22 protein-coding genes and 1 pseudogene are annotated in these 23709 nt (G+C 45.2%); 14 read left to right on the forward strand and 9 right to left on the reverse strand.

Annotation, left to right across the window (positions count from 1 at the left end; all coding sequences use genetic code 11):
* Nucleotides 1–38: 38 nt before the first annotated feature.
* The 3 genes and pseudogenes from QYF49_RS00265 to QYF49_RS00275 all read right to left on the reverse strand — a co-directional run.
* The gene (locus tag QYF49_RS00265) at nt 39–1700 is read right to left on the reverse strand and encodes a glycosyl hydrolase family 28-related protein (protein WP_290397640.1); all 1662 of its coding nucleotides are present in this window, start codon (nt 1698–1700) and stop codon (nt 39–41) included.
* Between the two features lie 124 nt (nt 1701–1824).
* Nucleotides 1825–2004: a small acid-soluble spore protein H gene (locus QYF49_RS00270; protein WP_290397641.1), complete on the reverse strand. Its 180-nt coding sequence runs from the start codon at nt 2002–2004 to the stop codon at nt 1825–1827.
* A gap of 284 nt (nt 2005–2288) precedes the next feature.
* Nucleotides 2289–3358, reverse strand: a pseudogene (locus tag QYF49_RS00275) (NCS2 family permease); the annotation flags it as partial.
* Between the two features lie 296 nt (nt 3359–3654).
* Here QYF49_RS00275 and QYF49_RS00280 point away from each other — a divergent pair.
* The 14 genes from QYF49_RS00280 (at nt 3655) to qoxD (ending at nt 17098) form a co-directional block, all read left to right on the forward strand.
* Nucleotides 3655–4851: a ParM/StbA family protein gene (locus QYF49_RS00280; RefSeq protein WP_290397642.1), complete on the forward strand. Its 1197-nt coding sequence runs from the start codon at nt 3655–3657 to the stop codon at nt 4849–4851.
* A gap of 29 nt (nt 4852–4880) precedes the next feature.
* Nucleotides 4881–5198, forward strand: coding sequence for a hypothetical protein (locus tag QYF49_RS00285; RefSeq protein WP_290397643.1), 318 nt, complete (start codon nt 4881–4883; stop codon nt 5196–5198).
* A gap of 225 nt (nt 5199–5423) precedes the next feature.
* Entirely contained in the window at nt 5424–5762 is a 339-nt protein-coding gene (locus tag QYF49_RS00290; protein WP_290397644.1) for a lmo0954 family membrane protein, read from the forward strand.
* An 18-nt stretch (nt 5763–5780) separates the two neighbouring features.
* Nucleotides 5781–6425, forward strand: coding sequence for a PspA/IM30 family protein (locus QYF49_RS00295; RefSeq protein ID WP_290397645.1), 645 nt, complete (start codon nt 5781–5783; stop codon nt 6423–6425).
* 93 nt (nt 6426–6518) lie between these two features.
* Nucleotides 6519–7253, forward strand: a complete 735-nt coding sequence (gene liaF / locus QYF49_RS00300) for a cell wall-active antibiotics response protein LiaF (RefSeq protein WP_290397646.1) — start codon at nt 6519–6521, stop codon at nt 7251–7253.
* Nucleotides 7250–8296 (forward strand): sensor histidine kinase, encoded by a 1047-nt coding sequence (locus tag QYF49_RS00305; protein ID WP_290397647.1) that lies wholly within the window; start codon nt 7250–7252, stop codon nt 8294–8296. The genes liaF and QYF49_RS00305 overlap by 4 nt, the downstream gene beginning before the upstream one ends.
* Nucleotides 8289–8921, forward strand: a complete 633-nt coding sequence (locus QYF49_RS00310; protein ID WP_290397648.1) for a response regulator transcription factor — start codon at nt 8289–8291, stop codon at nt 8919–8921. Before QYF49_RS00305 ends, QYF49_RS00310 begins: the two co-directional genes overlap by 8 nt.
* Nucleotides 8922–9182: 261 nt before the next feature.
* A complete protein-coding gene (locus QYF49_RS00315) occupies nt 9183–10376 on the forward strand; it encodes a glycine C-acetyltransferase (RefSeq protein WP_290397649.1) in 1194 nt (397 codons plus the stop codon).
* Nucleotides 10377–10409: 33 nt separating this feature from the next.
* On the forward strand, nt 10410–11372 hold the full coding sequence (locus QYF49_RS00320) for an L-threonine 3-dehydrogenase (protein WP_290397650.1): 963 nt from the start codon (nt 10410–10412) through the stop codon (nt 11370–11372).
* Between the two features lie 142 nt (nt 11373–11514).
* Nucleotides 11515–12735: a DEAD/DEAH box helicase gene (locus QYF49_RS00325; protein WP_290397651.1), complete on the forward strand. Its 1221-nt coding sequence runs from the start codon at nt 11515–11517 to the stop codon at nt 12733–12735.
* A 394-nt stretch (nt 12736–13129) separates the two neighbouring features.
* The gene (gene qoxA, locus QYF49_RS00330) at nt 13130–14080 is read left to right on the forward strand and encodes a cytochrome aa3 quinol oxidase subunit II (RefSeq protein ID WP_290397652.1); all 951 of its coding nucleotides are present in this window, start codon (nt 13130–13132) and stop codon (nt 14078–14080) included.
* 18 nt (nt 14081–14098) lie between these two features.
* The gene (qoxB, locus tag QYF49_RS00335) at nt 14099–16042 is read left to right on the forward strand and encodes a cytochrome aa3 quinol oxidase subunit I (RefSeq protein ID WP_290397653.1); all 1944 of its coding nucleotides are present in this window, start codon (nt 14099–14101) and stop codon (nt 16040–16042) included.
* A 14-nt stretch (nt 16043–16056) separates the two neighbouring features.
* The gene (gene qoxC / locus QYF49_RS00340; RefSeq protein ID WP_290397654.1) at nt 16057–16677 is read left to right on the forward strand and encodes a cytochrome aa3 quinol oxidase subunit III; all 621 of its coding nucleotides are present in this window, start codon (nt 16057–16059) and stop codon (nt 16675–16677) included.
* On the forward strand, nt 16670–17098 hold the full coding sequence (gene qoxD / locus QYF49_RS00345) for a cytochrome aa3 quinol oxidase subunit IV (protein WP_290397655.1): 429 nt from the start codon (nt 16670–16672) through the stop codon (nt 17096–17098). Before qoxC ends, qoxD begins: the two co-directional genes overlap by 8 nt.
* Before the next feature lie 66 nt (nt 17099–17164).
* Here qoxD and QYF49_RS00350 read toward each other — a convergent pair whose 3' ends face one another.
* The 6 genes from QYF49_RS00350 to QYF49_RS00375 all read right to left on the reverse strand — a co-directional run bounded on the left by QYF49_RS00350 (nt 17165) and on the right by QYF49_RS00375 (nt 23490).
* Nucleotides 17165–17449 carry a spore morphogenesis/germination protein YwcE gene (locus QYF49_RS00350; protein ID WP_290397656.1) on the reverse strand — a complete coding sequence of 95 codons (285 nt, stop codon included), beginning with the start codon at nt 17447–17449 and terminating at the stop codon, nt 17165–17167.
* Nucleotides 17450–17803: 354 nt separating this feature from the next.
* The gene (locus tag QYF49_RS00355) at nt 17804–19078 is read right to left on the reverse strand and encodes a glutamate-5-semialdehyde dehydrogenase (protein ID WP_290397657.1); all 1275 of its coding nucleotides are present in this window, start codon (nt 19076–19078) and stop codon (nt 17804–17806) included.
* A gap of 11 nt (nt 19079–19089) precedes the next feature.
* Nucleotides 19090–20235 carry a glutamate 5-kinase gene (gene proB / locus QYF49_RS00360; protein WP_354005781.1) on the reverse strand — a complete coding sequence of 382 codons (1146 nt, stop codon included), beginning with the start codon at nt 20233–20235 and terminating at the stop codon, nt 19090–19092.
* Nucleotides 20236–20567: 332 nt separating this feature from the next.
* Complete coding sequence (locus QYF49_RS00365; protein WP_290399003.1) at nt 20568–22358, reverse strand: DHA2 family efflux MFS transporter permease subunit; 1791 nt, start codon at nt 22356–22358, stop codon at nt 20568–20570.
* Between the two features lie 8 nt (nt 22359–22366).
* Nucleotides 22367–23044, reverse strand: a complete 678-nt coding sequence (locus QYF49_RS00370) for an HlyD family secretion protein (protein ID WP_290397659.1) — start codon at nt 23042–23044, stop codon at nt 22367–22369.
* Nucleotides 23041–23490, reverse strand: coding sequence for a MarR family winged helix-turn-helix transcriptional regulator (locus QYF49_RS00375; protein WP_290397660.1), 450 nt, complete (start codon nt 23488–23490; stop codon nt 23041–23043). The genes QYF49_RS00370 and QYF49_RS00375 overlap by 4 nt, the downstream gene beginning before the upstream one ends.
* Nucleotides 23491–23709: the final 219 nt, after the last annotated feature.

Consider the following 23709-nt stretch of genomic DNA (forward strand, 5'->3'; position numbering starts at 1 on the left):
CGTGTTAGCAGGGTCCCGATGCCCTTTTGGCATGGTATTTACGCCTGTTGCGTATTAGCGATAGAAATCGGAGTTTTATAGCCGAGTGAATGAAAATCTTCAATTTTAGCGTTCGACTGATCAACGACGAGTCCCTTGTTCCCCTTTTCGCACACCGCTTGAACATCACTGATTTTAATGGACTGTATATGAGGACCGATATGAACCGCAGTTGGTGCAGAGTTTCGTATCTTTACCTTCCGGATTTCGACCGAGTCTGCTCCGTGAGGGCCGCCAAATACTTTAATATCCGCACCGGCTGTTTTAAAATTCCTGATGTTCAGATCATGCAAAATAATGTTCCTCGATCGGTACTGGACGGCGATGATTGGCTCCCCCCGGTAATCATACTCAGGGTCGCCAATGACGGTAAAATGGTTGATGGCCACGTTTTTATAAGCAGAGATCACCATTGCCCGGGGTGTTGAGTCCTTGTATAAAGGAGTCCGGATAGGTGAAACCGCCACGATATGGCTCGCTTTAATATTAAAAGCTGTCTTCGATTCGGGGTCCGTTTCAATGTGATGGCCGATATGGCGAAAATTGTAGGCACGGTTGTCATTAATCGAGATATGCCCGACGATCTGAGTGTTGCTGGCGGCTGCAGAGTTATGGTGCGCTTTAATTTCAACACCGCCGAAGCACCGGGTAGTCGAATTGTTAAGAAGCATCACATTTCGGGAGCCATCGTCCACTTCGATGCCGTTGGAATTCGAGAATCCTTCCTTATGGGATCGTCCGCTTGGATCACACAGATGGCAGTTTGAAATGAGAATATTAACGCTGTGATGAGTCGTGATTCCGTCATCACCAAACCCATAGCCGTTCAGCTGGTCGAGCCAGATGTAGCGGCTGCTCCTGCGGGCGCGGGTCGCATCCCCGAAATAAGTATATATGGCAGATGAAACATCAAAACAATGCAGACCGGGATTGATGCCTTCTACCTCTTTTACCCAGCCGAATGTAACATGAGCATACGTCAGACAGCTGGACTGGTTATTTCCTGATGCTGTCTTTTTGTAAGGATCCAAACGTTCGACATTCCAATCCAGGCTCATCCCCTGTACATAAATATGATGGTTGCCCCTCCAGTGGCTGGCGTTCGTTACGAGCTGCCGGCCTCTAGGTGCCTTATCATGCAGCTTGATAGTTGTTAGTCCTTTACCGGCACCGATCAACATCGTCCATGACGGCAGCCGAATCCCACGTGTGATATACACGCCTGCAGGAATAAGCACCTTTGCTCTGCCGTGCCCGATGGCCTTTCTGAAAGCTTCTGTATCATCAGTAATGCCGTCTCCAGCTGCTCCGAAATCCCGAACATTTACCTCTTGTTCGATCTCCTGCTCAAGGTGGATCAGTGCCTGATCGAGCTTCTTTTTCCAATCGGGATAAATGCCTCCCTCCTCATCTGTTTCTATTTGAGGCAGCGGGTCTTGATTTTTATGGGATGAAGTGGACAGCAGAAATTTAGGCAGGCCATGGAGCACGTTTTTTAATGAAAAAGAAGAAGTATGGGCCGGCTCAGGCAAAGGGTTCAGTTCCTGGAAAAGGGTATCTGTCTCGGCGAGCAGGTTTTGTAAACCATCCTTATACTCTGAAAATGAACCAATGAGCTCTTTGTTGGTTAGCGGATTATGATCCTTATTTAAACTAAGCATGCTGACAATCACCCCAAGCAAAGGTAAATAGTTTTTATTTCAACATTATGTACTATTCCCGTTCATATTCCCAGCTTAATCGTGTTTCTCTCTGACAAAGAAAATACCCCTGTAAAAGGGGCATTTATTGTTCCACTAAACTGTTGAGAGAAACCTGCTGCTCATTTTCTGGCTGTCCGAGCGGATAGATCCTGGCCGTTTCTCCCTGCTCGTCGACATGCTGGATATAAATCGGAACGCCATCATATGTAACGTTGGCCATCACCGGGGATGATGCGATTTCCTGAGCACGTTGTTTGTTCATCGTAAAAACCTCCTTTTCGCCCTTAATATGAACGGGAACGCCGGGTTTTATACTTTTAGCTTGCGAGTCTTGATAAAATTAAATGAATGTGTCAGATTTGGTCGAATTCAGTGGAGTTTATCCAGTTCGATAATAAAATCGCGATTTTCGATAATATAAATGACCCGGCATGAATCTTTCACAAAGAATGCAAAAAGGAAGCTGCATTTAAACATTTTTAGCGTTAATACGAAAAAAAGCACCAGAGTTTTCCTCCGGTGCTTCCTTATTACGACGCCAAAAAGACGGGCAAATTTCATGATCGGGTAGGAGATGAATCCAAGGGCGATCCCGTTCGCGATACTTGAAGTGAGCGGCATGCTGACAATGACAAGAAACGCAGGGAAGGCTTCATCGAAGTCATTCTAGTCGATTTCCGATATACTTTTAATCATGAAGCTGCCGACGATGATCAAGCTTGGTGCTGTAATCGCTGGTACAGAGGATACGGCGCTCACGAGCGGGCTGAAGAATGCCGTAATCAAGAACAAGACGACAACGGTGACCCCTGTTAATCCGGTCTTCCCTCCAGAACCAACTACAGCGGATGATTCAACGGAAGCTGCGGTCGGGCTTGTTCCAAACATGGCTCCAATCGTTGTTCCGATGGAATCCGCAAAAAGGCGCTGCCTGCACGATCCAGCTTTCCATTCTTCAAAAGTCCTGCCTGGCGTACGATGCCAAGAAGAGCACCGGTTGTGTCAAAAAGCATAACAAGCAGGAAGGAGAACACAACGCTGTACAGTCCGAAATGTATGACATCGGCGACCGATTGAACAGGGTTGCCGACAAGTACTCCTTCAGGAAGCTGAGGAACCGAAACGAAGCCTTTATCGAACTTTAATTTTCCTGTGAAGAAGGCGATGAATCCAGTGACGATCATGCCGATAAAAAGGGCGCCCTGAACATTGAGGGTCATCAATGTAATCGTGATGACGATCCCGATCAACGTAAGAGCCACTTTCGGGGAGCTAAAGTTACCAAGTGTCACCAGGTTCGTCGGGTGATCGGTGACAATGCCGGAGAGGCGCAGTCCGATAAATGTAATAAAAAGACCGATTCCGGCCGCTATCGCATGCTTTAAATTTGAAGGTATCGCGTTGATCAATTTTGTCCGAAACGACGTAAGGGATAAAATAAGGAAGATGATTCCCGTGAGAAATACGGCTGAAAAACCAACGGCATAAGGGATGTTGTGGCTGCTGATCACCGAGTAGGCAAAATAAGCATTCAATCCCATGGAAGGTCCGATGATGATCGGATAGTTTGCGAAAAAAGCCATACATAATGTACCGATGACGGTCGCGATGATCGTAGTTACTTTACCATAAAACGGCCTCGGGCGGCTGCAGGAAGTTTTTCAAAAGGTTCAGTCTGGAGGAATTTCTTAAAAAAATAGGAGGTGTTATTCTAGAATTGTCAAATATTATTAAGCATAGGAGTGTCGGAATCTACCAAAATCGTTCGAAGTTCTATATAGTAGAACTTCAGCCATGTATATTCCAGTGCCACTATTTTTCAGGAAATATCGATACATAAAGCAGTATATGGCTGAGTAATACCTTGTGCCACCAGGTAGTTTTAGATAAAATAATAGGAGGAATAGATACTATGCAATATCAATTTTTAGTAGGCAATGATAACGGAAACAGTGAGCATGATATTTACATTGATGGCCGCTTGTTTCAGCAGCCGAACGTAAACTGTGCAGTGGACCAGCTGCCATGGAGTGAAGAACAGGCCCCTGAAGCGATTGTCCGTAATCTTCAGGATAACCTGATCGTAACCATCGATTCCCCGGCTGCACGTGCGGGTATGTATTATGTAGGAAAGTTTGCGCTTGAAAGCGGTGAGCTCATCGAAAACATTCAGGTCGGCGTAGATTACAAGTATGAAATTGATCTGCCGATCGTCAACACGCTCGCTCAAATCGCAGCAGTAGCGGTACAAAAAGGTTTTGCAGAAGAGAAAAAGCTTCCCGCATCCATTGAAGTCATGGTGGATATGGCGACCGCACTTCCCATCACACAGCATTCTGATGAATCCGCAGCAAAATTTGAGAAGCGTTTCATGAACGGCCCTCACCACGTGACGGTCCATGTTGGAAAACAGCGTGTTGCAGTAAAAGTAGAATTTGAATTTGTAAAAGTTATTCCTGAAGCAACGCCAGTTACCTTCTCTCTTCAAAAGGATGAAGACGGAAACTGGAGAAAAGGCGATATTTTTGACCAATTTATTGAAGCATACGATATGCCGAAGAACTTCAACGGCAGCTTCTTTAAAAACAAAAAAATCCTTCATACAGATATCGGTGACGGTTCTACTGAGTACCCGATCACAGAAGGAAACAAATTTTTGCGCCAGTTCGTTCATGGATCCAACCATGGTGCAGGGTATGCGATCGAGGAAGCACTCAGTGAGTTCAACAGGCTGATTCACCTTCCTGACAGCCCGCGTCAATTTTTCAGTGACGTGATCAAGAACCCGAACCATAAATACCATGCGCGTGCGATGAAAACATTGAAAAGACCGCTTGAAGGGCAGGCTCGCCAAATTATTAACAACATCCGCAAGCAGCTTACTAAAGCGAGAAATGAAATCGATTTGATTTGTGTTTATGGAGGCGGAAGCATCTTAATGAACCCAATTCTTTCTCCAATGCTTAAGGAGCTTTGTGATGAGCGCGAGATTCAGCTTCTGTATATTCCTGCAAAATACGCAGTGACGATGAATGCAAACGGATTGAATGCATTCGTACGCGGAAAAATCTACGGTGCGATCAAGGATCGTGCGAAACAGCCAGTTTAAGTCTCTCATTTAAATGGTAAGGGGGTGTGATGATGAAGAAACAAAAAAAGCCAGGCGACAATATTTCGTTAAAGACGAAGAAGAATGAATCCCCCGCCATTATTGACTGGATCAACTCGCAAACGAACCTGATGGACTCGATCCGTTATTTGGTCGAGAACGAGATCAAAGCGAACGGAGTCCGTAATCTGCAGCAGCATGTTCCCGCCGACCGCGGATTCTCGTTAGAGGATGCTGCAGGCGGACAGGGCAACAGCTATCAGGAAGGACCGAAACATTCTCCAGAGTATGAAGATGTCATCGATGAAGAAGAGATCGATGAGGAGGATATCGAGTCCTGGACATAACCGATAATAGATTCCATATAAGAAAGCCGGTTTCAGAGATTTACTCTGAGCCGGCTTTTTTGCGCTGGCTGCCTAGAAAAGTGGCCCCAACAGAACAAATTGATGCCCGATCTCCCGCCTTCCTATTAAAATACGCCTCTGGTCGTAGTGGAAAATATAGCCGGGGTACATTATAGGAAAACAGGAACGCAGGTAAGCTAGAGATAAGAAAGGAGGTAACAACAAATGAAGAAATTTGGTTTGTTTGTACTCGGAGGAATTGCAGCGGTCACCCTGCTGGCGAACATCGGTCCCATGATTGGACTCGCGATCGGATTGGTGATTTTATATTTTGCGGTTAAGGGCTTTATGAAGGCCGAAACAACGTCCAAGAAAATGTTGTGGGGGGCTGTCGGCGTGATTGCAGCATGTGCAGCCATCTCCAATGTGCCTGCCCTTTTAGGTGTCCTCGCCCTCTATGTGCTGTACCTGGTGTATAAAGGATGGAACAAAAGTGAAACAGAGGCAACTGACGACCCATTCGTAAACTTCGAAAAACAATGGGCAGAAATGAACAGAAACTAATAAAAGGAGAGAATGAACATGAGTACACTTTTTACTAGAATCAAAAATTCCATAGCGGCTGATTTTCACGAGATGCTCGATCAGAAGGAGCAGAAGAATCCCCTCTCGCTGCTAAACCAATATTTGCGCCAATGTGAACAAGAAACGGACCGTGTACGTAAACTGGTGGAACGCCAATTTATACTTACCGAAGAATTTACAAAAGAGTACAGAGAAGCGAAGGCGTATGCTGAGAAAAGAAAGAAGCAGGCGGATCTGGCTCTTCAGGCTGGAGAGAGCGACCTGCATGAGTTTGCAGTGAACGAACAGCAGCGGTATGATGAGCGTGCAGCCCGACTGCATGAAGCTAAATTAGAAGCGAAGCGTGAACTGGAAACACTGGAGCAAAAGTTTGAACAGATGAAGCATAAGCTGAAAGATATGTATGTAAAGCGTATGGAGCTGATGGGACGTGAAAATATCGCCCGTGCCCATCGAGGAATGAACAAAATTCTGGATGCGGGAACAGGTTCGAAGCCAGGCCTCAGATTCGACGAGATGGAACGCTATTTAGAGCGGCTGGAGCATCAGGTGAATACGGATTATCACTTCAATACCATCGATGATCGGTTTGCCCAGCTTGAAAAACAATGGAAAAAAGAAGAAAAATCTACGATTTCATAATTTGAAAATGGTATTCTAAAAGGCGTAGGGCACTGCGCCTTTTAGGACGTGTACCATGAACAGTCAAAATGAGAGAGATAGAAGGGGTGCGCCATGTTTAACGGTAAAAAAACAGAAATGATCAGCTGGCTTGGTTTGATTGGTGTACTGCTTGTTCTGCTTGAACTTTCATTTCGTGGAGGCGAATTGATTTTCATCTTTGCTCTCATGGCTGGCTGCATCTATATTGGCAGAAAAAAAGTGCCTCGGACATTCGGGAAAGTGCTGTATTGGGGCGGATGGTTTGGATTGATCATCACAGTGCTTAACATGATCGCCTTCAAGTTTGTTATGGTCGCGGTCCTTGTTTATCTGGTCATCCAGTTTTATCAGTCTAAAAAAAGTCCGTCAGTCATTGAACCGGTGGTCCAAAAAGAGGAGGATTCCCGGCTGTCCGAGTCACTTTTAACGAAACAGCCGCTGTTTAAAAATATACTTTACGGCAGGCAGCAAACCCCGGACCATGTGTACGAATGGAGTGATATCAACATTCAGTGCGGGATCGGAGACAGCATCATCGACCTGAGCAATACTGTTTTGCCGGATGGAGAATCAGTCATTGCTATACGCAATGTTGCCGGAAACATTAAAATTCTTGTGCCTTATGAAGCAGCTGTAAGTGTTCATCATTCTGTGCTGGCAGGCAGCACAACGGTTTTTCAGCTTCATGAATCAAAAATCTTCAATCAGCTCTTTCATTTTCAAACGGAGAACTACCATGAGGCCCAGCAAAGAATTAAGATTGTTACATCCATGGTGGTCGGAGATCTAGAGGTGAAGCGGACATGAGTATCTTGTTGAGAAGTGTCCTCCTGTCCATCGCCGTATCTCTGTTGACCGCCATACTGGTTTTCATTGCTGTGTATAGGGTGAATCCTTTCCCGAATTGGGCTTACCTATGGGATCGGCAGCTGTTCGGTCTCCCATTTGTTCTGGTCGTGCCAGCTGCCAGTTTGGTTCTTGGGGTGTTTTTCGGTTTGCTGCATGGGTCTGCTGTCCGCAGGCAGCTCAAACAAGTGGAAGAAGCCCTGCGTGAGATGGAGAACGGCAGGTCCTTTCATCTTCCTCTGCAAGCACAGGGGACAGAAATGGATGCGCTGTGGAAAAGAATGAAAAATGTTCAGCGCCAGGTTACGGATCAGGCCAGAGCCTCACAAAAGCTGGCGAACGAAAAAGCTGAAGATCAGGAGAAAATCATTCAAGAGATAATCTCGAGGGAGAGGCATCGCTTAGCCCGTGAACTGCATGATTCGGTAAGCCAGCAGCTTTTTGCCGCGTCCATGCTGATGTCAGCCATAAACGAGCCAAGGGAATCTGAAGAAGTCCCTGAGAACAGACAGCTGAAACTGGTGGAACAAATGATCCACCAGTCACAGCTCGAGATGAGAGCCCTGCTGCTCCACCTCCGCCCTGCCGCTCTAAAAGGAAAGTCATTGCAGGAAGGAATTAAAGAACTGCTAGCGGAGCTCGTTCAAAAAGTGCCGATAGAGATTCATACAAAAATAGAAGAAATGCCGCTCGACAAGGGGGTGGAGGACCACCTGTTCAGAATTCTGCAGGAATCCGTTTCGAACACACTGAGGCATGCGAAAGCTACCTCTCTTGAAATCCTACTGATCGAACGTGAGGGATTAATCATTCTTCGCGTGGCTGACAATGGGGTAGGATTTGCTTTGGATGAGGATAAAGCCGGGTCCTACGGGCTTCAAAACATGCAGGAAAGAGCGCTGGAGATCGGCGGCGCGATGAAAGTGGTAAGTCTGCCCGACAAAGGGACTCGGCTGGAAGTAAAAGTTCCAGTGATTTCGGTGGAGGATGGTAAAAATGATTAAAGTATTGTTTGCGGACGATCATGAAATGGTAAGAATCGGTGTTTCATCCTATCTTTCAGCGCAGCCAGATCTTGAGGTGGTCGGTGAGGCCGAGAATGGGAAGAAAGCGGTTGAACAGGCATTGGAGCTCCGTCCTGATGTTATTTTAATGGACCTGGTCATGAATGAAATGGACGGAATAGAAGCGACGAAAAAAATTATTGAGCAATGGCCGGAAGCGAAGATCATCATTGTGACCAGTTTCCTCGATGATGAAAAAGTGTACCCCGCGATTGAAGCAGGAGCAGTAAGCTATATGCTCAAGACTTCAAAAGCGAGTGAGATCGCTGAAGCGGTAAGAGCTACATATCACGGCCAGTCTGTTCTTGAACCCGAGGTGACAGGCAAGATGATGAACCGTATGCGCCAAAAAAATCATCAGAAGCCCCATGAAGAGCTCACGAGCCGCGAACTGGAGGTTCTCCTCTTAATGACAGAAGGAAAATCCAATCAGGAGATTGCCGACCAGTTATTTATCGCACAAAAAACCGTTAAAGTACATGTGAGCAATATTTTAAACAAGCTTGATGTTCAGGATAGAACCCAGGCCGTTATCTATGCCTTTAAGCATTCACTGGTCAAGTAGCATCCCGAAACCGATGTGCCGCCCTCTCAATGACGGGCGGCTTTTTTATTTTAGAATGAAATCACTGTGAAACGGGAAAGAAATACTAGACAGAGTAGTAAGAATTTTGTCCATATGATGTAAACAAATCAGAAATATGATAAAATATTTTTAGTGCTAGATACTTATTAACATTGAATTATTTCTGAATTTTTGTGTTTTTTTCACGCGTACATTTGTTCAGACTCACATAACATTTTCAAAATTGAAAGGAGAGTTTGTATGTCAAGTAATGTACTGGATCGCTTTTTGCAAGAAAATTTGGGTGATTTAATAGAAAAAGGTCTGTATAACGTGATTGACCCGCTGCAAAGCGCGAACGGTCCGAAGATCAAAGTAAGCGGCAAGGAATTGATCAACCTTTCTTCCAACAACTATCTTGGTCTAGCAACAGATGAGCGCCTGAAGCAAGCTGCCAAACAGGCGATTGATGAATATGGTGTTGGTGCAGGGGCTGTGCGTACCATAAACGGAACGCTTGACCTCCATGTAAGACTTGAAGAAAAATTAGCGGAGTTCAAACATACAGAGGCAGCAATCGCCTATCAATCTGGTTTTAACTGCAACATGGCTGCCATCTCGGCTGTCATGGATAAAAACGATGCGATTCTTTCGGATGAGCTGAACCATGCGTCCATCATTGACGGCTGCAGACTTTCCAAAGCGAAAATTATCCGTGTCAACCACTCTGACATGGAAGACCTTCGTGCAAAAGCGAAGGAAGCGAAGGAATCTGGACTTTATAACAAGATCATGGTCATCACAGATGGTGTTTTCTCCATGGACGGAGACATTGCCAAGCTTCCGGAGATCGTAGAAATCGCAGAAGAGTTCGACCTTATCACTTACGTTGACGATGCACACGGCTCTGGCGTACTCGGCAACGGTGCAGGAACTGTGAAGCATTTTGGTTTATCTGATAAAGTGGATTTCCAAATCGGTACGCTTTCTAAAGCGATTGGTGTGGTCGGCGGTTATGTGGCCGGCAAAAAAGACTTGATCGATTGGCTCAAAGTCAGAAGCCGTCCGTTCTTGTTCTCTACTTCACTGACTCCAGGAGATGTAGCGGCTTGTACGAAGGCCATTGAAATCTTAACATCAAGCACAGAGCTTCAGGAAAAACTATGGGACAACAGCAAGTATTTGAAACAAGGCTTGGAGAAGCTGGGCTATGATATCGGAAACAGTGAAACACCAATTACACCTGTTATCGTAGGTGATGAAGTAAAAACCCAGGAGTTCAGCAAAAAGCTGAATGAAGAAGGCGTTTATGCAAAATCCATCGTCTTCCCAACGGTACCAAGAGGCACTGGCCGTGTGAGAAACATGCCGACAGCGGCCCATACAAAGGAAATGCTTGATCAGGCTCTTGCCATCTACGAGAAGGTCGGCAAGGAAATGGGAATCATCTCTTAATAATGGAGCCGGTATAGATTTGGAGGATGTAGCATGAAAAAGATATTAATTACTGGAGCGCTCGGGCAGATTGGTTCAGAGTTGGTCATGAAAGCCCGTGATATATATGGAGCGGATCATGTCATTGCGACCGATATCCGTAAAACAGACAGCCCGGTCGTTCAATCAGGACCTTTTGAAATTCTTGATGTAACCGATGCGCAGTCGATGGCCGGCATCGCCAAAAAATATAATGCGGATACGGTGATCCATCTTGCTGCCCTTCTTTCTGCAACCGCAGAAGCGAAGCCTTTATTGGCGTGGAATTTGAACATGGGTGGCCTCGTGAACGCGCTGGAGGTAGCAAGAGAGCTGAACTGCCAGTTCTTTACACCAAGTTCCATTGGAGCGTTCGGTCCTTCAACACCGAAAGACCAGACTCCACAGGACACCATCCAGCGCCCAACGACCATGTACGGAGTCAACAAAGTGTCCGGTGAACTGCTTTGTGATTATTACTACCACAAATTTGGCGTGGATACCCGCGGGCTGCGATTCCCTGGATTGATCTCTTATGTTGCTCCTCCTGGAGGAGGCACGACGGATTATGCGGTTGAGATTTATTACGAAGCTGTCCGTAAAGGCAGATACACTTCATTTATCGATGCGGGAACTTACATGGATATGATGTATATGCCGGATGCGTTAAATGCGATCATCAACTTGATGGAGGCCGATCCGACAAAACTGGTTCACCGCAACTCGTTCAACGTTTCTGCGATGAGCTTTGAGCCGGAACAAATTGCTGCTGCTATCAAAAAGCAGATGCCATCCTTTACGATGGATTACGATGTGGACCTAGTTAGGCAGGCGATCGCAGACAGCTGGCCTAATGCTATCGATTCATCTGCAGCTGCAGCCGAATGGAGCTTTAAAGCAGACTATGATCTGGATAAAATGACGGAAGATATGCTATTAAGGCTGAATGATAAGCTGAACAACAAAGTAGCAAACTAATAGGAACAAAAAGGGAGCCTGTGAAAACGGCTCTCTTTTTTAAAAGATGCATGTAAACCAATTGGGAGAAAAAGATTCCAGGATCTCTCTCTGCATCAGTATGCGATGTTCACTAACAAAGGAAATGAAAGGAGGCTGGCTTATGGGTGGATTTGATGCTTTACAGGTCGATCCTCTGCTTCGGAAAACGTTAGCGGAATATGGGATCACCCAGCCGACCGCCATTCAGGAGCAGGTGATTCCACTTCTGTTGGAAGGTAAAGATGTTATTGCTAAATCCCAGACAGGGACCGGGAAAACGATGGCCTTTGCCGTTCCGATGCTGCAGCGGATTGACCGCGGGAAAGGAGCGGTACAAGCGCTTATTGTCACGCCGACAAGGGAATTAGCCATCCAGGTGGCGGAGGAAGTGAGAAAGCTGAGCCGTGCGATTGGAATTGAAGTCCTGTCCGTTTATGGTGGCCAAGATGTCATTCAGCAGATGCACAAACTTGGAGGAAGAGTACAGGTTGTCATCGCGACGCCCGGCCGTCTGTTGGATCATGTCAGACGTGGCACGCTTGATTTGTCACAGGTTAGAATGCTGGTTTTGGATGAAGCAGATCAGATGCTGCATATCGGTTTTTTGCAGGATGTGGAAGAGATTATCCATCAGACTCCAGAGAGCCGTCAGATGATGCTTTTTTCCGCGACTATGCCCCCGGAAATCGTAAAACTGGCCGGAAAGTACATCAAACATCCAGAACAGATCACGGTGAAGAAGACACTGATTACCTTAAAGGAAATAAGACAGCGGGTGATAGAGACGACGGACCGGTCGAAGCAGGAAGATTTGAAACTTTTGCTCGAGCTGCATCGTCCTTATCTTGCCATCATTTTTTGCCGTACGAAGAGGCGGGTAAGCAAGCTGAATGAGGCTTTAAAAGAAGCAGGCTTTCAGACAGATGAATTGCATGGCGACCTCACGCAGGCTAAAAGGGAAGCGGTGATGAACGCCTTTCGTAAAGGGGAGATCCGTTATCTCATCGCTACAGACGTTGCTGCACGCGGACTCGATGTGGAGGGTGTAACACATGTTATTAATTACGATATTCCTCAGGATACAGAAAGTTATATCCACCGGATCGGGCGAACAGGACGAGCCGGCAATAAAGGGCTTGCCGTGACCATGGTGGCGACAAAGGACAGTAGGCATTTGCAGCTTATCGAAAAAGGAATCAAGGAAAAAATCCAAAAGCTGAAGCTTGAAAAACCGCAAAGAAAAAAGGATGGGATTCATGCCGAACCGAATGATAAGCTGCGGAACCTCCGTACAGGGGCAGGAGGAACGGATCAGAAGAGCAGAAAACCGCGAAGGCGGTGACTGCTGTACAGGCAAGGGAAAATGTCGATTTATGAAGAATAAACGTTCCATGTGAAACATTTATTATTTTTTAATTCTTAACTGGGTTTAACCCGCCCATTTAAAGGAAATACAGAATTTAGAAAGCAAAAAAGAGTCGCCCGACAAGGCGGCTTTTTCAATTCGTTATCCATAAAAATGTGATTGGCAGAGGATGAAGTATATTCCAAAAATATGAACATTCTTTGATAAATATGTGATAAAGTCGTGAAATTTACTTGAAGAACTTATGACAGTTCATAAAAGATGGTCTATTTTTCTGGGAAATTTGTTATTATTGTGAACGAAAGCACAAAGTTAAAAGTATGCAGTGAGAAATCTCACTTATATGTTTACAGGAAGGAAGGTGGGCCTAGTGTTTAAGCGGTTAAAACCGTTTTTTGCGTTAGGACTTATGCTGTCCGTATTTTTCTTGGGCGGTTGCAGCAATTATATAGTTCTAGATCCGAAAGGACCTGTTGGGGCTCAGCAGAAGGATCTTATTCTTTATTCTATAGGATTCATGGCACTTATTCTACTTGTAGTGTATATCTTGTTCACGGTGATCGTGGTTAAATACCGTGAAAACAGAAAAGATATGTCCAACTGGGAACCTGAACAAGAGGGAAGCAAAAAATTAGAAATACTCTGGACGGCTATCCCAATACTTATTACCATCGCTTTGTCTATTCCGACGATTAAGACCATTTATGATCTTGAGAAACCGCCGCAGGCTTCTGCGCATAAAGAACCTATCGTCATTACGGCGACGGCAGTTGACTGGAAATGGATTTTCACTTATCCGAAGCAAGGCATTGAAACCGTCAACTACGTTAATATCCCGGAAGACCGGACGGTGGAATTCAAGCTGACTTCAGCAGATTCCATGTCGTCATTCTGGATTCCTGAACTTGGTGGCCAAAAGTACGCGATGCCAGGTATGGAAACAACGCTTTATCTGCAGGCGGATCATAAGGGCAAATTTGCCGGCCGAAACTCAAACTTTAATGGTGAAGGATTCACTCACCAGATTTTTGATGTGAATTCTGTTTCTCAAAGCGATTTTGACAAATGGGCAAAAGATACGAAGACCAAGGCGCCTGAGTTGACTAAAAAGCAGTATGATCAGTTAATGCTTCAAGGCGAAGCCAAGAAGATGACATTCTCATCCACACATTTAAAATGGGTAGATCACGCTAAAAATAGAGACTATGCAGTGAAGACCCGTGAACGCTTAGGAGTAGTTCCGCAAAACCCGCACGGTTCAAAAGCAAAAGATGCGAACAACCCGGAACAAGACTCTCATGGGGAATCTCATTCCCATTAATAGAGGAGGCACTAAATTATGAAATGGGATGAATTTTTTGTTACCGGTGACCCGCTGATTTACGGTGCGGACGTTTCCATCGGTTTAACAGTAATCGGACTTCTGTTTTATCTGACATATTTTAAAAAATGGCAGTGGCTTTGGAAAGAATGGCTCACTACCGTTGACCATAAAAAATTAGGAATCATGTACATCGCTTCTGCGGTTCTTATGCTATTCCGCGGTGGTGTCGATGCATTGCTCATGCGTGCACAGCTTGCTGTACCGGATGCAAAATTCCTTGATGCCCAGCACTATAACGAAATCTTTACAACACACGGTACGATCATGATCATCTTCATGGCGATGCCGTTCTTGATTGGTTTGATCAACGTAGTTATCCCGCTTCAAATCGGAGCGCGTGACGTAGCGTTCCCTTATTTGAACGCCGTAAGTTTCTGGACGTTCTTTATCGGAGCAATGCTCTTTAACATCTCGTTCGTTATCGGTGGATCACCATCTGCCGGTTGGACAGCCTACATGCCGCTTGCCGGCAATGAGTTAAGTCCTGGTCCGGGTCAGAACTACTACTTGCTCGGTCTTCAGATATCCGGGATCGGTACCCTGTTGACGGGTATTAACTTCCTGGTAACGATTTTAAAAATGCGAGCACCAGGCATGACATTGTTCAGAATGCCAATGTTCACTTGGTCTGCGCTCATTACTATGGTCATCATCGTGTTCGCGTTCCCTATTCTTACAGTAGCGCTTGCACTTATGACATTTGACCGTTTATTCGGAGCTCATTTCTTCACGCTTCAAGGAGCGGGGATGGATATGCTATGGGCGAACTTGTTCTGGCTTTGGGGCCACCCGGAAGTATACATCGTTATCCTTCCTGCGTTCGGTATGTTCTCAGAAATTATCAGTACATTTGCCCGCAAGGTGCTTTTCGGTTACAAAGCGATGGTATGGGCGATGGTTCTTATCGCAGCATACAGCTTCCTGGTTTGGGTCCATCACTTCTTCACAATGGGCACAGGTGCAGCAGTTAACACTGCATTCTCGATCAGTACCATGCTGATCGGTATTCCGACCGGTATTAAGATCTTTAACTGGTTGTTTACGATGTACAAAGGTAAGATTTCATTTACGACACCAATGCTTTGGGCACTAGGATTTATCGTAAACTTTGTTGTCGGTGGGGTAACAGGTGTCATGCTTGCGATGGCTGCAGCTGACTACCAGTACCATAACACGTACTTCCTAGTTTCTCACTTCCACTATGTATTGATCGCAGGAACAGTCTTTGGGTGTTTCGCAGGACTTGTATTCTGGTATCCGAAAATGTTCGGCTACAAGCTGAATGAACGTATTGGTAAATGGGTATTCTGGTTGTTCATGATCGGGTTTAACGTATGTTTCTTCCCGCAGTATTTCCTGGGCCTTGATGGAATGCCGCGCCGTGTTTACACGTACAGCGCAGCATCAGGCTGGGGAGATCTTAATATGGTCTCTACTGTAGGAGCGTTCGTGATGGGTATCGGATTCCTGGCCCTTGTTTATAACATCTACTACAGCTTCCGTTACTCAGAGCGTGAAAACACTGGTGACTCTTGGGGCCTTGGACGTACACTTGAGTGGGCAACTACATCTGCCGTACCGCCGCACTATAACTTTGCGGTAACTCCAACTGTAGAAGGTTTGGATCCAGTTGTCGCGATCCGCAATGACAAGAAAGACGTAACACCGAAATTGGCTGATATTAAGCCGATTCACATGCCTGACAACTCAGGAGTACCGTTCGTTATGGCGTCCTTCTTCTTCGTTGCAGGTTTCGGATTAGTATTCGAATGGTACTGGATGGGCATCGTTGGATTGATCGGTGTATTCATTACCTTGATCATCCGCTCATTTGATAAGAATGAAGGTTACTATGTAAGTGTTGATGAAATAAAAGAAACTGAACGGATTACCGTTTAAAGGAGGCGTGAACAATGGCACATGCAGAAGTACACGATCATAACACGCCTTTAGAATATCAATCAGAAACCGGGCGCTTGAATATCCTCGGTTTCTGGATATTCCTTGGGGCGGAAATTGCGTTGTTCTCTACGTTGTTTGCTACCTATCTCGTTCTGATGTACAGAACTGCAGATGGGCCTACACCTCATGAGCTGTTTGAACTTAAAGGTGTATTGATTGAAACATTCCTGCTGTTGACCAGCAGTTTCACTTGCGGTATTGCGATTCACGAAATGCGCAAACGCAACAGAACAGGATTATTTGTCTGGATGATCATCACGCTCGCACTTGGAGCTGGGTTCCTGGGCTATGAAATCTACGAGTTTGTTACTTACGTACATGAAGGCGCAGCACTAGGAACAAGCGCGTTCTGGTCTGGATTCTTCGTTATCGTAGGAACGCACGGACTTCACGTAACCATGGGTATTGCATGGATTATCTTAATCTTGATACAGGTGGCAAGGCGAGGATTAACGCCTCAGACGTCAGCGAAGGTCTTTATCTCAAGTTTATACTGGCACTTCCTTGATGTTGTGTGGATCTTCATCTTCACTGCCGTGTATTTGACAGGGATGGTGTTGCACAATGGCTAATCCACAAAATCAAGCTGTATCAAACGAACATGGCGGTATACCTTGGAAACACGTGGTTGGTTATATCCTGTCCATCGTTCTTACTGCATTAGCTCTATGGGTAACATTTGAAACAGGCTTTTCAAAACAAACGATTCTTATCATCATCTTTATCTTTGCGTTCTTGCAAGCGGCTCTTCAGCTTCTCATGTTCATGCATATGACAGAGAGCTCCGAAAAGAGCAGCTCGCTTACAGGTAAAACCCAGACAGGAAACATCTTGTTTGCTGCATTCATCGCGATCGTTATCGTTGCAGGTAGTGTATGGGTAATGTCTGCAGGACATGCAAAGCATGACCATCATAAAATGGATCATAACAAGATGGAAATGGATGGTTCAGATCATAAGATGGATAAAGATATGGAAGGCATGGATCACTAGATCTGCCATAGAAATCACAAAGAAAGCTCCTTGCAGGATTCCTGCAAGGAGCTTTTTTATTTTATCTTATTTAGATTCACGGAAAAGTTTGCGTTTTTCTCTTTCACGTTGGATAAACGGTATGGCGTAAATTTTGAAAGCGGCAACATGGGCAAAAACAACGTTTGCCACAAACACGATATTAAACAGCAGATGAGCCAGTGGATTCAAATCTCCGACCAAAAAGAGGCCGACATAGAGCCACATGACCGCGATAAACGGAATCTGCCATAAAGCAAGCTTTCTATGATCGTGCCATAGGAATAGCGGAGTAGCCGTGGCCACGAATAGATATACAACATACACATCCATTACAATCAACTCCTTAAGTAGATGACAGCGTTTGCAATTGTGACGAAGTTAAGTCTGTTTTGTGAACATTTTGTTACAGTTAGTATACCACGTTTTCAAAAATATACTACAGAAAATTTAGAAAATAGGACTATTTTCTATAAAAAATTCCAGTTATACAGTTAGCTTGTAAGCTTTGATGCCGTGTTTTATAATCAATGATTTTGATTTAGAATCAATTACTGGTCCTTTTGGTTCAATTATCTCCTTCTTTCGTTCAATTATTCTCTCATTTGGTTAAATTACGACAAAAAAGACGCTTTTCCTTATAAAAAAACATGGCGCAGACGCGCCATGCTTTTATAGAACGACCGATTATCTGATCTGTCCGTCACCGGTCATGCAGTATTTTGTCGTCGTGAGCGCGGGTAAGCCCATAGGGCCGCGTGCATGAAGCTTTTGGGTAGAGATGCCGATTTCAGCGCCAAAGCCCAGCGCAGAGCCGTCAGTAAAGCGAGTAGACGCGTTATGGTACACGGCAGCTGCATCGATGCGGTTCATAAAGACTTCAGCTGTGGCAGCGTCTTCTGTGACGATTGCTTCTGAATGCTTTGTACCGTAGCGGTCGATGTGTTCAATCGCTTCATCTGTGCTCTCTACGGTTTTGATCGCGATAGAAAGGTCAAGGAATTCTTCTGCCCAATCCTTTTCGGAAGCTGGAACAGCATCGGCGAAGGCAGAAACAGCAAACTCGTCGCCATGAACGGAAATTCCATGTTCCTTCAGCACGTTTTCTAGCACAAATTGATACTCATTGAGCCAGTCTTTATGAACGATCAAGGTCTCTGCTGCGTTGCAGACCGCAGGACGGTCGGTTTTCGCATTAATGAGTATATTGAGGGCTTTCTCCAAATCAGCCTCTTTATCAATGTAAATATGGCAGTTTCCAACGCCTGTTTCAAGAACAGGAACCGTCGCTTCGTTCACAACCGTATTGATCAATGAACCGCCTCCGCGTGGAATCAGTACGTCAATGTGTTCTTTCATCGTAAAAAGCTCACTTGAGGCTTTTCTATCTGTTGTCGCAATCAATTGAGCGGCATCAGCAGGAATACTGGTTTTAGCCAGCCCCTGCTGAATGACCTGGATAATGGCCTTATTGGAATGAATGGCGCTTGAACCGCCTTTTAAGACGATTGCATTACCTGACTTTAAAGCTAAGCCGGTAGCATCCACAGTGACGTTTGGCCGTGCTTCGTAAATCATGCCAATCACTCCGAGCGGTACACGTTTTTGTTCAACTCTCATTCCGTTGTCGAGGGTCCATTCACTGACAGTCTCACCGACAGGGTCATCCTGGCCAGCTACTTGTCTGAGTCCTTTGGCAAAATCTGCAATTCTTTCCTCGGTAAGAGAGAGCCTGTCCATAAAGGCTTGGCTGAAGTCCTTCTTCCTGCCGTTCTGCAAGTCTTTTTCATTTTCATTTAATATAAAGGAAGCTCGCTCTTCAAGCTCATCAGCTAATATGAAGAGCGCCTCGTTCTTTTCCTTTTCATTCAGTATGGCAAGTTCTTTTGATGCCTTTTGTGCGGCCTTCGCCTGCTCTTTTACATTGGTTTTATTTTTAACTTCAGATTCTAAAATACTCATCCAACGCCTCCTTAAGATAATAGTGGTACAGCTAACTGGGTGTGGCACACAAGATCAGCATTATGAATAGCTTCTTGCGGATCAACATCGATAATGTCCGCGATCTCTTCATTGGAATGCCCTTTAATCTTGATCAGCTGTCTTGAAGAATAATTGCTGACACCTAGGCCGATCTGTAAGCCGGCCAAATCTTTAATTCGCACAACGGCACCTTTTTTAAAATAGCCTTCTACATATTTAATGCCGTCAGGATACAGGCTTTTGTGTTCTGCAATCTCGTCTTTTGCTTCATTCGATACAATAATTTCTCCTTCAGGACCGGAATGAAAAGCAATCCACTGTCTTCTGACATCCAGGTTTTCTGAATCGTCTTTTGGTGTAAAGTACGTTCCTTTGGCTGTCTCCTGAACCGCATTGTAGATAATATGAGGGATGGACGCGTCTCCTAAAAAGGAAGGGATGCCTGAGGCCATCGCAATCTTGGCTGCATCTATCTTGGAACGCATGCCGCCAGTTCCGACCTCGCTTCCGGACTCACCGGCTGAAGCTTCAATTTCTGGTGTGATCTCATATACTTCTTCTAAAAGCTTTGCGTCTGGATTGCTTCTCGGGTCCTCTGTATATAATCCATCGATGTCAGAAAGGATCAGCAGCTGATCGGCGTCCATTAACCCTGATACTTTAGCTGAAAGGGTGTCGTTATCACCAAACTTCAGCCGTTCAACAGTAATGGTGTCATTTTCATTAATAATGGGTACGATCCCGCGATCCAATAAAACGTTGATTGTATTTCGTGCGTTGTTATACCTTTTCCGGTCGGAAAAGTCACTTCTTGTAATTAAAATTTGTGAAGCCGTATAGCCGTGGGACAGGAAACGTTCAGAATAAGCTTCCATCAATAACCCTTGGCCAATGGATGCTGCAGCCTGTTTTTCTGGCAACGAAGTGGGTCTGGACAGGCATCCGAGCTTTCTGTAGCCCGCAGCTACGGCACCGGAAGAAACAAGAAGTACTTCATGTCCTTCATCTTTAAGCATAACGATCTCATCGACCAGCCGTTCCAATTTTCGGCGGCTGATTTCTCCGTGTCTGCTGGTCAGGGAACTTGATCCGATTTTTACAACAATTCGTTTGTTTTTAGTAGTAGATAATTTCAACTCTTTCACTCCTTATTTCCTCGTTTACCCCGTTCAATAATCAACGGATACGAGTATAACGAAGCTTCAAAAACGATACAACCGCTCATGCCGAGATAGTCAGGATATGGTCCAGAAAGGAAGGAAAACAGAGGATGAATGATTTAATCCGGTGAAAGGATGTAACAGGCTATGAAGGAATGCCAGGGCAAGAATTATGGAAAAATTTTAAGAGAGGAAAATGCAAGATTTTGGTTGTTTTTAACGTGAGGCAGGCAAGCGAACCCCTTGTCATGTAAGGGTTTTCATTCGTTTTCATAAAAAGGGGGAAGCTATCAGCTTCCTCCCATTAATTATTTTTGTGGGATCACCCGCTTGATAAAAAAAGAAAGGATGAGTGCCACAACTGCGATGCCAGTGGCGACCATGAACGAATCATTGATTCCGTCGATGGCTGCCTGTTTGGCTGCTGTTCCATAAATCACTTGAATGCCAAGTGTACTCCCTGCTCCTGCCGGTAATCCTGCCGCTTGAGCCAATCCTTGCCCAAGCGCTGAAAGCTTATCGGCGATGTAAGGGTTGGCGCTCGTTACTACATTGGAATAGTCAGCCATGTGATACTCCTGGCGGTTGGAGAACACGGTAACGAGAAAGGCGGTACCGAGCGATCCTGCTACCTGCCGCATCGTATTGGAAGTGGCAGTACCATGGCTGTTTAAGTGCCGAGGCAGCTGGTTCATCCCTGCCGTCATTACGGTCATCATCAAGAAGGACATACCAAACATACGGGAAACATAAAGAAGCAGGATATGTCCATACGTTGTGTCAGTCGATAGCCGGCTGAAAGCCCATGTTGTAATAACGGTGATGATTAATCCTATAATCGCCAGTGGCCTTGCGCCGATTCGGTCAAAAAGCGCTCCCGAAATAGGAGACATGATTCCCATGATAATTGCTCCAGGAAGCAATAAGAGCCCTGATTCAAAAGGCGTGAATCCCCGTATGTTCTGCAGGTAAATAGGAAGCAGGATCATGGCGGCGAACATGGCCATGTTGATGATCATACTGATGACGGTCGTTAAGGCAAACACGTCATACTTAAAGACTCTCAAGTCCAGCATCGGTTTATCTGTGGTAAGCTCTCTAATCGTGAAAGCGACAAGAGAAATAATGCCAATAAGGATCGTCGACATGACAATCGTGCTGGTCCAGCCCTTATTTCCGGCCTCACTGAAACCGTAGAGCAAAAATCCGAAACCGAAAGTAGAGAAAAGGAACCCCGGAAAATCGAACTTAGGGCTTGATTTCTTAATCACATCCTTCATCCAGACGAAAGCAATGATCAGATCGACCACACCAAAAGGAATGATGATATCAAATAAAAGCCTCCATGAATAATGTTCAACGATATACCCGGAGAGCGTAGGGCCGATGGCTGGGGCAAACAGCATGGCAATCCCCATGGTACCCATCGCCTGGCCCCGTTTTTCAATCGGGAAAACAGTAAGAAATACGGTCATCATCAAAGGCATGATGATTCCAGCCCCTGAAGCTTGAACAACCCTTCCGAGCATCAGCATGCCAAAGGAGGCCGAAAACGAACAAATCACGGCTCCTGCTGTAAAAAGGAACATGGCGGTAATGAATAACGTGCGCGTTCCAAATTTTTCAATGAGATAAGCCGTAATCGGTATACATACACCGTTAACGAGCATGTAACCGGTTGAAATCCATTGCACGGTGTTGGCAGAGACGTTTAAATCGTTCATGATATGGGGGATGGCAACATTGAGCAATGTTTGGTTCAAGATGGCGATAAAAGCACCGAGCATCAGCACGGTAAGAATTTTGCCGACAGGAATCGGCTCATCTTTTTTGATGGTCTTCGTCCGCTGAAGCGAGCGCTCCCCTGCATGCTTCTCAGCGGCAGAAGTTACATACTCAAGTGCAGGTTCGGAGACTGCAGTATCCTCAAGCGTCTCATCAATAAGAACGTTTGATTCATTCGGATGGCCGGTCGCCCTTTCCGAAATGAGTTCGTTTTCTTCTCCTTGTTTTTTTCGTTTGGAGCGTATGGCCATATAGTTGACGGTCAGCAAAAGAAGAATGCATAGGATGGCGTAACCTATAAAATAAATCGACATCATATCACCTACTTGTGAATCCGTACGGTTACATTCATTCCAGGTACAATATCAAGTCCTTGGTAGCTGTCTAATTCAATTTTTACAGGAATAACTTGGGTTACTTTTGTGTAGTTCGCTGTATTGTTTGAGTTTGGCAATAAAGAAAATGTATTGGCCGTAGCTAGACCAATTTTTTTCACTTTTCCAGAAAGCGAATTGTCCGGATAAGAATCAACGTAAACATCCACTTCCTGTCCCGCTTTTACATCGTTGATATCCGTCTCCTTCACGTTCGCGGTTACCCAAAGATCGCTTAAATCATAAACATGCGCCAGCGGTGTGCCTGCTGTAACGAACGAATCTTCCACTGCGGACTGCTGTACCACGGTACCATCCTTTGGCAGAGTAATCTTAACCTTTGACATGCCTGCAGCGGCAGGGGTTGCTGCAGTTCCGGCTGCTGGAGCAGCAGAGATAGTGCCAATCTCTTCGCCTTTGTTAAATTCCTTCCCGATCGATCCCTTCCAATCCGTTAATTTGCCATTGGCAGGAGCTGCAATCGTTACCTGCTCGCCTGCGATTTGGGCATTATCAGTTTTGATGTAAGACACGGATTGATTGTAGTAATAGTAAGCTGCAAATCCGCCTCCGATTAAAATTAATAAAATTATCACGTTCAATAAAGCTAAACGTTTCATGTTCATTTCTTGTTTTCCTCCTTGGCCGTCAAAACGTCCAGTATTAAATGATGAATTCTAAGTAAATGGTCCTTATCTTCCTGAGGCATGGCCGTCAGTTCCATAATTTTAGTGGTATAGGAAGAATCAGTCCCCGTTGCTTCCTCCAGCTTTTCTTCGCCTTTTCTGGTGAGTTTTAATGTAATGGCTCTTCGATCGGCGGAAGAGGTATGTCTTTCCAAAAGTTGATGAGCGACAAGGCGGTCTACCACTCCGCTCATCGTGCTGTTTGTCAGCTTGAGGCTGCCTGCAAGCTCTCTCAGCCCTACATCCGGTGTACGGTGGATCTTGTACAGCGCTTTGACCTGTACAACGGTTAGCCCGGCCCGGTCGGCGTCTTTCTTGATTAGCGAATAGAGTGCTTTTTGTATTTGTATAAAGGAATCGAGCAGCTCATTATTGAGCAGATTCATTCCACGATCGTCCCCACTTTCTAATAAACTTAACAGTTCGTATTGTAAATAGTTTGCATACTAACTATTTATGCACAGAGATATAATAAATGCTTGTGAATTATTTTGTCAATAAAAAACAGCTATTACAAAATTTATTTTGCCACGATACGGCCTTGTATACTCTCTTGGCTTGATTTACCTGTATAAACAGATGTTTATAAAAACTATAGAAACCAT

Source organism: Fictibacillus terranigra (genome assembly GCF_030412265.1).
Lineage (GTDB): Bacteria > Bacillota > Bacilli > Bacillales > Fictibacillaceae > Fictibacillus_C > Fictibacillus_C terrinigri.

Excerpts from the sequence above, each read along its gene's own strand:
- QYF49_RS00265 (WP_290397640.1), bottom strand. The coding sequence starts at position 1,700 with ATGCTTAGTTTAAATAAGGATCATAATCCGCTAACCAACAAAGAGCTC.
- QYF49_RS00270 (WP_290397641.1), bottom strand. The coding sequence starts at position 2,004 with ATGAACAAACAACGTGCTCAGGAAATCGCATCATCCCCGGTGATGGCC.
- QYF49_RS00280 (WP_290397642.1), top strand. The coding sequence starts at position 3,655 with ATGCAATATCAATTTTTAGTAGGCAATGATAACGGAAACAGTGAGCAT.
- QYF49_RS00285 (WP_290397643.1), top strand. The coding sequence starts at position 4,881 with ATGATGAAGAAACAAAAAAAGCCAGGCGACAATATTTCGTTAAAGACG.
- QYF49_RS00290 (WP_290397644.1), top strand. The coding sequence starts at position 5,424 with ATGAAGAAATTTGGTTTGTTTGTACTCGGAGGAATTGCAGCGGTCACC.
- QYF49_RS00295 (WP_290397645.1), top strand. The coding sequence starts at position 5,781 with ATGAGTACACTTTTTACTAGAATCAAAAATTCCATAGCGGCTGATTTT.
- liaF (WP_290397646.1), top strand. The coding sequence starts at position 6,519 with ATGTTTAACGGTAAAAAAACAGAAATGATCAGCTGGCTTGGTTTGATT.
- QYF49_RS00305 (WP_290397647.1), top strand. The coding sequence starts at position 7,250 with ATGAGTATCTTGTTGAGAAGTGTCCTCCTGTCCATCGCCGTATCTCTG.
- QYF49_RS00310 (WP_290397648.1), top strand. The coding sequence starts at position 8,289 with ATGATTAAAGTATTGTTTGCGGACGATCATGAAATGGTAAGAATCGGT.
- QYF49_RS00315 (WP_290397649.1), top strand. The coding sequence starts at position 9,183 with ATGTCAAGTAATGTACTGGATCGCTTTTTGCAAGAAAATTTGGGTGAT.
- QYF49_RS00320 (WP_290397650.1), top strand. The coding sequence starts at position 10,410 with ATGAAAAAGATATTAATTACTGGAGCGCTCGGGCAGATTGGTTCAGAG.
- QYF49_RS00325 (WP_290397651.1), top strand. The coding sequence starts at position 11,515 with ATGGGTGGATTTGATGCTTTACAGGTCGATCCTCTGCTTCGGAAAACG.
- qoxB (WP_290397653.1), top strand. The coding sequence starts at position 14,099 with ATGAAATGGGATGAATTTTTTGTTACCGGTGACCCGCTGATTTACGGT.
- qoxC (WP_290397654.1), top strand. The coding sequence starts at position 16,057 with ATGGCACATGCAGAAGTACACGATCATAACACGCCTTTAGAATATCAA.
- qoxD (WP_290397655.1), top strand. The coding sequence starts at position 16,670 with ATGGCTAATCCACAAAATCAAGCTGTATCAAACGAACATGGCGGTATA.
- QYF49_RS00350 (WP_290397656.1), bottom strand. The coding sequence starts at position 17,449 with ATGGATGTGTATGTTGTATATCTATTCGTGGCCACGGCTACTCCGCTA.
- QYF49_RS00355 (WP_290397657.1), bottom strand. The coding sequence starts at position 19,078 with ATGAGTATTTTAGAATCTGAAGTTAAAAATAAAACCAATGTAAAAGAG.
- QYF49_RS00365 (WP_290399003.1), bottom strand. The coding sequence starts at position 22,358 with ATGTCGATTTATTTTATAGGTTACGCCATCCTATGCATTCTTCTTTTG.
- QYF49_RS00370 (WP_290397659.1), bottom strand. The coding sequence starts at position 23,044 with ATGAACATGAAACGTTTAGCTTTATTGAACGTGATAATTTTATTAATT.
- QYF49_RS00375 (WP_290397660.1), bottom strand. The coding sequence starts at position 23,490 with ATGAATCTGCTCAATAATGAGCTGCTCGATTCCTTTATACAAATACAA.